General features: G+C 42.0%; 10 protein-coding genes. 1 reads left to right on the forward strand and 9 read right to left on the reverse strand.

What is annotated here, in order from left to right:
* Positions 1 to 26: 26 nt before the first annotated feature.
* From kdpA to AC58QT_RS20760, 9 genes are all read right to left on the reverse strand, one after another.
* Positions 27 to 1,697: a potassium-transporting ATPase subunit KdpA gene (kdpA, locus tag AC58QT_RS20720; RefSeq protein ID WP_497410817.1), complete on the reverse strand. Its 1,671-nt coding sequence runs from the start codon at positions 1,695 to 1,697 to the stop codon at positions 27 to 29.
* Positions 1,698 to 1,732: 35 nt separating this feature from the next.
* Entirely contained in the window at positions 1,733 to 1,810 is a 78-nt protein-coding gene (locus AC58QT_RS20725; protein ID WP_379171775.1) for a potassium-transporting ATPase subunit F, read from the reverse strand.
* A 167-nt stretch (positions 1,811 to 1,977) separates the two neighbouring features.
* Positions 1,978 to 2,388, reverse strand: a complete 411-nt coding sequence (locus AC58QT_RS20730) for a hypothetical protein (protein WP_497410691.1) — start codon at positions 2,386 to 2,388, stop codon at positions 1,978 to 1,980.
* 164 nt (positions 2,389 to 2,552) lie between these two features.
* Positions 2,553 to 4,358, reverse strand: a complete 1,806-nt coding sequence (locus tag AC58QT_RS20735) for a sensor histidine kinase (RefSeq protein WP_497410692.1) — start codon at positions 4,356 to 4,358, stop codon at positions 2,553 to 2,555.
* Between the two features lie 8 nt (positions 4,359 to 4,366).
* Positions 4,367 to 5,803 carry a response regulator transcription factor gene (locus AC58QT_RS20740; protein ID WP_497410693.1) on the reverse strand — a complete coding sequence of 479 codons (1,437 nt, stop codon included), beginning with the start codon at positions 5,801 to 5,803 and terminating at the stop codon, positions 4,367 to 4,369.
* Between the two features lie 135 nt (positions 5,804 to 5,938).
* Positions 5,939 to 7,531, reverse strand: a complete 1,593-nt coding sequence (locus tag AC58QT_RS20745) for an extracellular solute-binding protein (protein ID WP_497410694.1) — start codon at positions 7,529 to 7,531, stop codon at positions 5,939 to 5,941.
* Positions 7,532 to 7,662: 131 nt separating this feature from the next.
* Positions 7,663 to 8,532 carry a carbohydrate ABC transporter permease gene (locus AC58QT_RS20750; RefSeq protein ID WP_497410695.1) on the reverse strand — a complete coding sequence of 290 codons (870 nt, stop codon included), beginning with the start codon at positions 8,530 to 8,532 and terminating at the stop codon, positions 7,663 to 7,665.
* A 16-nt stretch (positions 8,533 to 8,548) separates the two neighbouring features.
* Entirely contained in the window at positions 8,549 to 9,508 is a 960-nt protein-coding gene (locus AC58QT_RS20755) for an ABC transporter permease (RefSeq protein ID WP_497410696.1), read from the reverse strand.
* Positions 9,509 to 9,785: 277 nt separating this feature from the next.
* A complete protein-coding gene (locus AC58QT_RS20760; RefSeq protein ID WP_497410697.1) occupies positions 9,786 to 10,667 on the reverse strand; it encodes a phytanoyl-CoA dioxygenase family protein in 882 nt (293 codons plus the stop codon).
* A gap of 124 nt (positions 10,668 to 10,791) precedes the next feature.
* On the opposite strand from AC58QT_RS20760, the gene AC58QT_RS20765 reads away from it, so the two are divergent.
* Positions 10,792 to 11,694, forward strand: coding sequence for a helix-turn-helix domain-containing protein (locus tag AC58QT_RS20765; protein ID WP_497410698.1), 903 nt, complete (start codon positions 10,792 to 10,794; stop codon positions 11,692 to 11,694).
* The last annotated feature ends 1 nt before the right edge of the window (position 11,695 follow it).

Consider the following 11,695-nt stretch of genomic DNA (forward strand, 5'->3'; position numbering starts at 1 on the left):
ATCCTCCCTCTCTATTACGTCTATCCTTAACGCGCAGCCAAATGTTCTGCAATCGGCCCCAATGCCAGCGCCGGGAAGAACGTTAGAGCACCAATAACTAGAATCATCATAATTAAAATTCCCATAAATAAAGGTGTATTCGTGCGAAGCGTCCCTGTCGTAACTGGAACTACACGCTTGGTCGCAAGTGAACCTGCGATCGCAAGCATCGCGATGATGGAGATGTATCGACCTGCCAGCATGACCAAACCAATCATTATGGCATAAAAGTTCGTGCCCGCGCTCAGACCACCAAAGGCAGATCCGTTATTCGCCGCGCCTGAGGTGAACGCATATAGCACTTCAGATAGGCCATGCATGCCTTGATTCGCTATGGAAGTAACGGACTCTGGTCGAATCAATGCCCATGCTGTCGGCGCCAAAATGATAAGCGGATGAATCAGGATCGCAATGGCAGCTAATTTGACTTCCTTGCCCTCGATCTTTTTCCCCAGAAACTCTGGGGTACGACCCACCATTAGTCCACAGATGAATACCGATAATATCAGGTACAGCAAACCGTTTAACAAACCAACACCTTTACCGCCAAACACATTATTCAACATCATCTCGGCAAAAGGAACGATACTCCCGAGTGGTGTCAGCGATTCATGCATCGCATTGACACTCCCCGTCGTTGCAGCTGTGGTTACGGTTGTAAACAGGGCCGTTTCGGAGAGTCCAAACCGGACTTCCTTGCCTTCCATGTTGCCGTGTACACCTAATGCATCTACGGCTGCAATGCCTTTATACTCCGCATAAAACACAGTCGTGAGCATAACCAGGAAGATGATTCCCATAGCCGCGAAGATCGTCCAGCCTTGCTTTTTGTTCTTAATCATCAAACCAAATGCATATACGAGCGAAGTAGGCAACAACATCATACATACGATGTGAATCATATTCGTGAATGGTGTTGGATTTTCAAAAGGATGCGCCGCGTTCGTACCGAACCAACCACCACCATTTGTGCCGATATGCTTAATCGATTCTAGGGAAGCTACTAAGCCCCGCGTAATGGTTTGTCCAGCACCTTCAATCGTTGTCGCTTGAACAGCACCCAGCAACGTTTGCGGAATGCCTTGAAATACGAGAATCAAAGCAACGATGAAGCTCAGTGGAAGAAACACACGTGAAATCACACGCGTTATATCCACGTAGAAGTTACCGAGATTATCCTGACGGCCGATCAGACCACGGATAAAAGCGACCGCAACCGCGAATCCCGTTGCTGCCGATGTAAACATCGGGAATGTAATGGCCACCATTTGCGAAAGATACGATAGTGTATTTTCACCGCTGTAGGCTTGCCAGTTCGTATTCGTAATAAATGATATGGCTGTATTAAAAGCAATCGTTGGAGACACATTACCAATGCCATCTGGATTCAAGGGTAAATAAGCTTGCAGCCGGAAAACAGCATACAACAGAATCATCATGACAAAGTTAACTAGGAGTACGGCTCCGACATACTTTTTCCAGCCCATCGCTTCTTCTTCTTTAACACCCATAATGCGATAGCCGATACGCTCAATTGGAGCAAACACACGATCAAGGCCACTCTTTTCAGATCCAAATACGTTCACCAAGTAACTTCCCACAGGCTTTACCAACAACATGATAATGCCGAGTGTGATGATGACTTGTAACAATCCCATTCCCATAATAGGTTCTCCCCCTGCTTACATATGTTCTAAAATTTTTCTGGCTTCACTAAGACAAAACCAAGATACACCATGATAGCTAAAGCAATGAGTCCAATAACAATCATATAATTACCCTCCTACATGTTGAGGTGTTGAAGCTTCACTACCATTCACCACTTATGCTTTTTCACAAAATTTCATAAATCCCCAAAACCCTAAAAATGTTAATGCCATTAATAAAATCATCGTTACATCGTTGTACATAGCACACCTCCTCCACATCGATCAGATCCTAATTTATTGTTTGCAGCGATGATAGAAGGAACTTCACATCACCGTTTTTGGAATAAATGACATAATCAGCACCTAACCCTTTGTAGATCAACCTTGGATTCGTGCTTTGCGTAACCACATAGATACGTCCCGAGGTCCAGCTGCGACAAATCTGAATATAGCGGCAGCAAAGCGGCAAGCTCTCCTCAAACAAAATGACGTTCCCTATCGGATAGTCAGGAATCATCGTCTTGGCCGGCTCGGATGTATCCACACGGATAATTTGCTTCACTCCTTGTCCTTCTAACCTGAGTCTTTCCATCTTATTATTTGTTAATGCAATAAAAGGAAGACCCAGCAACTTTACATGTTTCATAAAGTCCTCCCCTGCCTTCGTAGACGGAGCGATCAGCAAAAAATCACTTTGCATGACCATCCCCCCTTTCCTGAATCATTGTAACGCCGAACCCTATAAAATCAGTGTAAAGATTCTAGGGTACCCGTATAAAAAAAGCATAAAAATACGCCTTTTAAACAAAAAAAAGAGCAACACTAACCACTTTGTATCTAAAGTGGTTAGTGTTGCTCTAACTTTCATATCGTCGGGATCTTCACGATTACTGTCGTGCCAGTCCCCATCTGACTTTCGATCTCTACGCCGTAGCTTTCACCAAACAGCAGCTTAATCCGATTGTTAATATTGGAAAGACCAATGCTTTTCCCTTCCAAGCTATTGCTCACTCGCTCCGAATGGTCCATATTCAGCTTCGCTTTAATGCTTGCGAGCCCCTCTGTATCGATGCCTAATCCCGAATCCGATACTTGAAAACAGACATCGCCATTCGCATCGATATGACCGCTTACTCGTAGATGTCCGCCTGCGTCTACACGTTCAAGTCCGTGATAGACCGCATTTTCAACAATGGGTTGCAAGATCATTTTTGGCGTTTTCATATCCAATAGCTTTTCGTCAACATCCACTTCCATCGAAAATTTGCTCTCATATCGAATGGAGATAATGTTCATATAAGCTTTGATACATTGAATCTCTTCACTGATTAAAACAAGCTCGTCATTCTTAATGCTATAACGGAATATTTTGGACATGCTCGACGTGATCTGCGCGATTTCCTTGCTGCCGTATTCAAGTCCGATACTGCTTATACAATTTAAGGTATTATACAGGAAATGCGGATTGATTTGACTTTGTAAAGCCGAGAATTCCGCCTGCTTTTTGCTGAGCTCTGACTCATAGAGTCGAATCTGTGTGTTAAATATATCGCTTGTCATCTCTTCCATTTTATCCATCATACTATTAATGTCATAGGCCAGAACGCCAACTTCATTCGTTGAACGTACCTTGACTCGGAAGCCTACATCTCGCTTACCAATCTTCTTCATGTCTGCGATAAGCCCCATGACAGGCCGTGTCAGATTATTAAAGAAAAAGTATCCCATAATAAGCATACTTACAATGATGCCAATGCCAGCTATAATACTAATGTTTTTAATCGCATGCATATCCGTTGTCAACTCTTGCACAGGGATTATACTCACAATACGCCAGCCGTCTGCCTGCTCCAAATCTTTTTCCTGGACGATCACTTCTTCCTTATTAATTGTCGTTTTTACCCCGTTGGTTAATCGGTTCCGATCTACGGGAAGTATCTCCTCGTACAAAATGCCGCGGAAATTGGCATTATTAGATACGATGACCTCATTGTTGCTGTTCAGAATGTACAACGTAGAGTTCGGCGTTAACTCCGTATTTTCCACAAGCTCCTTGAGCTTGTCCGTATTCACCATAATGGAACAATAGCCTGTCCGCTGTGAAAATTGAACCCCGCCAATCGCTTCAATAATGGGTGCTATATAAAAGAAATAGTCACTTCCTGTTTTTTCATCTTGTAATATGTTTGTAAATTGCCCTTTTTTATCAGCATCCAAATTATTTATATAGGTACGGATAAACGCTTCGTATTGATTGGAATAAAAGATATCATGGTTGCCATTACTATGAACGCGTCGTCCATGATTGTCATTAATTACGATGCCACTAACATAAGTGTTAAAGGATCTCATATACTCCATGAGTTCAATGACATAAGTGCCGATATCAAAACTCCGCTTGTAATCATCATCAACAATAGTAAACTCTTGTACCTTTTTATTATCAACAGCTATGTTCGTGCTGACTTTTATATCATTAAAAACGGAATTGATCTTCTGACTCGTTTGTTCAATAATCTTATTCCCATAATTGGCAGCTCGGTTCTGCGTCAAATTATAGAAGCTAGTGTAGGAATAAAATTCCATTACTGTAAAAATGATAATAGAAAATAAAAATATCAGTAGGATCTGATGTTTTAGTTTCAGTCTACTAATCTGCAAACGCCCCACCCCAACCCTCAACTCTTTCTGAACTTCGTAGGTGTTATCCCACTATGCTTTTTAAATACTTTGTTGAAATAATAATAATCCATATAGCCTACTTTTGCTGCAATTTCATCAATGGACCATTCCGTATGTTTTAAAAGCTCACAAGCTTTTTTTATCCTCAAATCCGTGACATATTCTGAAAAGGTTTTGCCTAAATTTTTCTTGAAAAGTTGACAACAATAGACTTGATTGATTAAAAATTTCACAGATAAATCTTTCAGGTACAACTCACTCTGAAAGTTATTGTCGATGTATTTCACCATCTGGCTGAAATATACGTTTTTATCCCCTTCATTCGTAGACTGATAATTCAGTTGTTTGAGATAGTTCACAATGTCATTTAAGAAACTGCACAACGACTCAAAGGTTTCAAAGCGCTCTTTCAATTCCGAGTAATTGAGGAAATCAAGTTCCATGTCTTGTAGTTCTTCGTAATAGCTGCCAACCAAGCTACTGACGACTTGATTCCATAAATAAACAACTTCGCCCATCCCCAGATTATTTTGTTTAAAATACAACATGAGCCTATCCATGATGTCGTCCATATCTTCAAACTTTTTCTCTTGCATAATTGTAGAAATACCATCTATATACGGCTTAACCAAATTAAGCTTCTGTTCATATTCATAGCTACCATTGACTTCATTTAAAAATACGGTTGACGCTGCGATATCTGCTTCTTTAATTAGCTTTGCCATATGATCATACTGATTGGAAATCGAACTGATTCCTACTGTTTTTACATCTAATTCCGTCAAATCCGCAGATTCAAAACGAACATCCAAATCGGTTATGCTTTCACTTTTGAGAATATACAGTGTCTTTCTTGATCCCAGACTAACTTCCAACGCAGGTCTAACATGCAGAGCCTTTAGGTCATGATCATGCTTATTCTCCCCGTTGGCGTACATAATAACGACACGAAAGTAGTCATTTGCTGAGGTATCAAATAGGTGTGTTAAACGATTCATTTCACTTTTATCCGATGAAGTTAGTGCCTCTAAGATCAGGTTATTTCTTACACCTCTCTTATTCGAAAAATGCAAGGCCAGCTTTTCTATTAACGGATCTGCCATCTCAATATCTAACGGTTTTAGGCAATAATCTAGCGCACCGTATCGAAGTGCCTCCTGCGCATAAGCAAACTCAGCGAAACCGCTTACAACAACAAAGTCAACATCCAATCCCATTTCTTTGGTCCTCTTCATTAGATCAAGACCGGATATTTCAGGCATTCTTATATCTGTAATAACGAGATCAGGACTCGCTTCACCTATAAATTCAATGGCTTTATGGGCACTTGTAAATTGACCTGTGATTTCAAATCCGTATTTTTCCCAATCAAACGCATTCCGTATTCCTTTAATCGCCCATGGTTCATCATCTACAATAATTACACTATACATAAGTACCTCCTTGATCCGATGTCCCATATTCAACAAATATTAACCCTTTACCAACCAGATAACAAGTCAGCTAGTATTCTATCACAAAGACCTATGGACATAACGGTGTTATGTCCATAGGCTTTTACTTCACTACTACTTCTTATTTGCTTGCATCGCTTTGTAGATCTTCACATTCTCATCCATGACTGCCTGCCCGCCTGCTGCCATATATTCAGCAACTAGCTTATCGTACAAAGCATCGAATTCAGCTGGCTTGCAAACGATAAGTTTATCTGTCATTTGTTTGTTCATATCTCCAAGTGTTTTACCGAACTTAATATTGGATTCACTTGGCGTATCAAAGAAATAACCTGTGTACGTGTCCGTCGTGTTTATTTTGTAGGATTGTTCGGCAACTGCTTCGAGTCCTGGCGCCGACGCCGCTAGAGCTTTAATATTCTTCTGCTGATCACCCAGCTCAACACCATTAACAACCAAGGTAAGATCCAGATTGAGATAGCTGGTTTGCATATTGTCGCCTGTTTGATTAATCACTTGTGGAATACCATCGACCATCTTATGATTGACACCTTCAAGTCCGTATTGTAGGAAGAATAATACTTTAGGATCGGACATCCAGTTTAGATATTTAATAGCCAACTCTGCATTTTTACTGCTTTTAGGGATAAAGACATTCACGCCATTTTCATTGTACGCAATTTTCTTATATTTCCCTTCGTAATTCTTAAACACATCAACAGGTACAAAACTTGCGTTAGGCACATTTGTTTTTAAAGGTACACTGATATTCTGACGTAATGGATAATCCCAGTTTGCACTGAAGAATCCGACTTTACCGTTAGTCACATCGGCATCCGCTTGTTTGGCTGTTTTGTCTAACGCAAAATCAGGGGAGATTAATTTCTCATTGTAGAGCTTGTTGAGAAACTTTAATCCATCTTTATTTCCCGGTTTTAACCAGTTCGGAGCTGTAACGAATTCCTCCTCTGTCTGTTTTCCCCAGAAAGATTCGCTTAGATTTCCCGTATTATAATTAAAGCCAGTTGCTGCCAATCCCCATGGAATCACACCATTCACGCCGCCTGGATTCTTATCTCGGAACGCGATTAGCGTATTATATAATTCATCTTTCGTAGTCGGAACCGGCATCTCTAATTTATCTAGCCAATCCTTTCTAATGAACATACCGCCCCATGCTAGCGACGTTCTTTTGGCAGGGATCGCCATTTGTTTTCCATTAAAGAGTCCATAAGAAAGAACGGTCTTCCCTAAATAATTCGTCAATTCCTTACCATGCTTAGCTAACAAATCATCTAGTTGAAGGATTCCATTTACTTTTGAATATCTGGAGATGGTCGGGCTGTCATAGGTAAAAGAAATATCAGGCGCCTCATTGGCTGCCATCAAGACATTGAGCTTATCAATTTCCTGTGATCTCGGAACCGGAACAAATTTTACAATCGCATTATTTTGCTTACCAAAATTATCATTGATATACCTTGTCCACGTATTATTGTTCAGATCAGGCTGTCCCTGAATACCTCTATCAAATATCTCAACTGTTAATGTTGTCGGTGGTCCTGATGGCTTTGCTGAAGCTGCCCCTGCCGTAGTTGCCGCTGTCGTTGCTTCGCTTGCATTTTTATTATCGCTGCTACATCCAGCTAATCCACTAGTGAGTAGTGTCAAAACTGGCAATATAACCATCATTTTTTTTATTTTCATCGTTCAACCTCACCTTTATCTCATAGTCATTTCGTATCGCGTTCACATAATGATCTAATCCTAGCTGATCGGTAACAGATTCACCACCTTTCATGCTTTTGGACAAACAACTTCTTGGTGTAACCTATTTCTCAGCCCTTAATAGCCCCCGTCATGACACCATCCACAAAATATTTCTGAAGTTTTGGGTACACTACTAAGATGGGAACGGTTGCAAACATGACACTGGCCGCTTTCAATGACTCCGGAACAATATAAGCACCGACACTGCCTTCACCTTGCTGGGTATCTAGTTGTTGATTCGCCGTGATAATTTGGTACAGCTTTAATTGCATCGGATACAAATTCTTATCGGTTATATAAAAGAGTGCATCTTGGAATCCATTCCATCTGTCCACCGCGTAAAAGAGGCTTAACGTTGCGATAGACGGTAAAGAAAGCGGAAGAACAATTCGAAATAGGATACCTAGTTCGTTACAACCATCCATGGATGCCGATTCTTCCAGACTTTCTGGAAGTGATGATAAGAAGGTTTTTAGAATAATTAAATTGAACACACTCATCGCACCAGGCAAAATTAAGCTCCAGATGGAATTCATCATGCCTAAATTTTTGACCAACATATAGCTTGGAATTAGTCCACCGCTGAAGTACATGGTAATGACCAAGACCGATAGAAAGAAGCTTCTTCCCTTCAATCTCTTCTTTGTAAGCGGATACGCTGCACAAATTGTTAAAAACATACAAACGACTGTAAAGATAATAGTAAGTACAATGGAATACCCCAGTGTATAGATCATCTCGACATCACTCAAGATCGTTTTATAGGTTTCAAGTGTAAATTCTACCGGCCAAAGTGTGACTTTCTGTGACGTAATCGCACTATTTGAACTTAGCGAAAGCGCAATCATATATAGAAATGGAACAAGACAGGTAATAGATACACCAATAATGAATACGATAATACCTAAATCAACGAAATTAATTCTCTTCTTCCTCATCAACAAGCTCAGCTCCTTACCAAATTCCCTGCTCACCAATTTTTTTGGCAATATAATTGGCTGCCAATAAAAATACTAATCCGACTACCGATTGAAACAAGCCTACTGCTGTTGCCTGCGAGAAATCCCCAGACCCAATCCCGATTCGGTAAACAAATGTACTAATAACATCGGAGTATTCACTTACCAAGGAATTCCCCATAACAAATGGCCGATCGAATCCAATCGAGATCATTCTGCCAATTTGCAAAATAAGCAAAATAATAATGGTCGGCTTCATGCCAGGCAACGTAATATGCCATATTTTGCGAAGTCTACTGCACCCATCCATATCTGCAGCCTCATATAATTCTTTATTAATACCAATGATTGAAGCTAAATAGATGATTGTTCCCCATCCTGCACTTTGCCACACACCAATTGCTAAATACATGATTAGCCAGTTGGTTTTCTGAGAAAGAAACTCAATGTTACCAAGACCAAGACTAGATAGGACACTATTCGCCATACCGCCCGATGAAAACATCAGGTAGACCATACCGCCAATAATGACCCAGGATAAGAAATGGGGTAAATAGAGGATCGTTTGGGTTACTTTTTTAAATCTGACATGCCGAATTTCGTTTATCAGAATAGCCAGTATAATAGGTGCCGGGAAACCAGCAACCAGATCCAGAAAGTTTAAAACAAGCGTATTCTTCAGTGCACGGTAGAAGCTATTTTGCTCGAAAATGAATTTGAAGACATCCAAGCCAACCCACTCACTACCGCTAATTCCCTCGAAGATGTTATAGTCTTGAAAAGCCATCACCACGCCATAGATGGGGGCATATCTAAATATCGCGATATACGCCATCGGCAGCAGTAAGAGTAAATATAAGAGCGCATCTCTTCTGATATGCTGTAGGAATTTGTTTTTCTTCGTAGTTTTAACATTTTCTCTATAGCTGCTTAAAACCGCTTTCACTTTTATCATCTCGCTTCCCATTCAGTTGTTCTTGCGATGTCTCATGTAGGTAATTATACGTTTTAGAAATTTTTATAAAATGTAATTTATTAAAATAATTTGGTAATTATTTAATGTACAAAATGGAGGCTGACCAATTAAAAACGGCAGCCATGGACAACAAAGTCCTAGACTGCCGTGCTTTATTCGACCCTCTTCACATTAAAACTATGCTATAAAAATAAAGCCGCCCTAAAGTAGAAGAATCTACATTTAGGACAGCCTATAATCAATATACCGGTAGTGTTTACTTCTTCCTACCCTCTTGCAACGCACGGAATTTGCCTTCAACTTCTTCCCAGGATTCCTTATTCTGGCCAGCCGCCGTGAACGTAAGGAAGCCCATGCCCTGCAGCTTGCCCAAGAAAAACGCGTACCCCTCTTTCTCCGCCGCAGACATGTCTTCACGAGGTGCCGCGCTATAGCGTAAATCGACGGACCAACGTGCCCCATCGGATGAGTTCGGCAAGCTGCGGTGATAGGTAAGATTATGGAACAGCGCCATGTCCCCCGCTTGCATCGGAACTGTTATCTCTGTCCCGCGCTCCGCCGGGTCGCTATCTGGCTGCATCTCCCCTTTGGCATCTCTTCCACTCGCCATGACACCGCCCCACGTATGACTTCCTGGCATCATAGACAAGCACCCATTATGTTCATTCACATCGACAAACGGTATCCACACCGTAATAATATGCATCTCACCGGTAGGTAAGCCGTAATACTGGCTGTCCTGATGCCATGGGAAATAATTGCTGCCCGGTAATTTGGGACGTATATGAAAGTCTCCGTTAAAAATGATATCTTCGCCAAGCAGCGGTCTCAACGTATTAATAATAGTCGGATGGGTGGCCAGCTCGTACAGTTCGCGTGTGAATATATCCTTCTCCCAGTTAATGCCGCCTCGGCCGTCAGCAGCCTCAGATACGGCGGGCCAGCGCTTCTCGAACGGCAATTGTTCATAGCCATGCTCGATCTGCCCCGTCTGCACCAACTTCGCAGCCGCTTCATCTACAGCTCGGGACAGCACGGACCTCATTGGTGTCAAATCCGCTTGCCCTAGCTTTCCTGAAATGATTGTGTATCCTTCCTCTTCGTACGTTTGGATTGATTTATTCATCAGATTTTCCATGTCATCATCCTCCTTATTCTGTTATTATAATAAGGGAAAATGAACCATTATGCTTTATCCTATACCACTTCATTGTTGTCAAATCGTCCTGTCTTACAACTCACTAGTGGAAGGATGTACGGGTATGAACCTTATAAAGACGACGGATGCAACCCATTGGCTGAACCAGTTCCCATTATGCCCTTATATCCGTAGAGCAGACTACGGCATTCGCAGCCGGACCACCCTGCCGCTTGAGCGCCGGCTGCTCGATTACCAGCTCATCTATGTACAAGAAGGACAATGTGTGATTCGCACACGGGATGCCGAGTTCGTGATGGAGCCAGGCTCGTTCTGCTGCTTGCAGCCGGATGTCCTGCACAGCCACCACATCGCAAAGCCGGGCATTATTATGCCCTTCATTCACTTAGACTTGTTCTATAACCCTTTGCGTGGCGACGGCTTTCCCGTCCCTCCAGGGATTGTAGACATTACGGCGCACGAGCATCTGATTCAGCCCAATTTAAATGTCATTAGCGGAATGAATATGCCCATTGTTTTTCAACCTTCTAATCCGGCCTATTTTCGGGATTCTCTCATTAAGTTAATCGGCATGTGGACCTCCTATGAGCCTATGGCGCAAGCTAGAGCCAATCACCTTGCAGGCGAGCTTATACTGCAAATGATTGAGCAATTTTCCCCAACAAAGCAGGAGCCGATCGAGCAAGGACCGACGTCATTGAGCTGGATTACGCCCTATTTGAACCTTCATCTCAACGAACCGATTACGGTTGAAGCAATGGCGCGTAGAGCTAATTTGTCTCGTTCTCGCTTCTCAGCCGTATTCAAAACCAAGTTCGGCGTCGGCCCCTACGATTATTTGCTCCGCCTACGTATTCAACATGCCCAGCAGCTGTTGAAGGAAACCAAGCTGACGCTGGGTGAAATCGCCGATGCTTGCGGCTTCATCAGTTTGCATCACTTCTCCAAAACGTACAAAAAACACACCGGGCAACCGCCAAGTGTGTACCGTAATCATTACTGTTAGA

Source organism: Paenibacillus sp. J31R109, assembly GCF_059692055.1.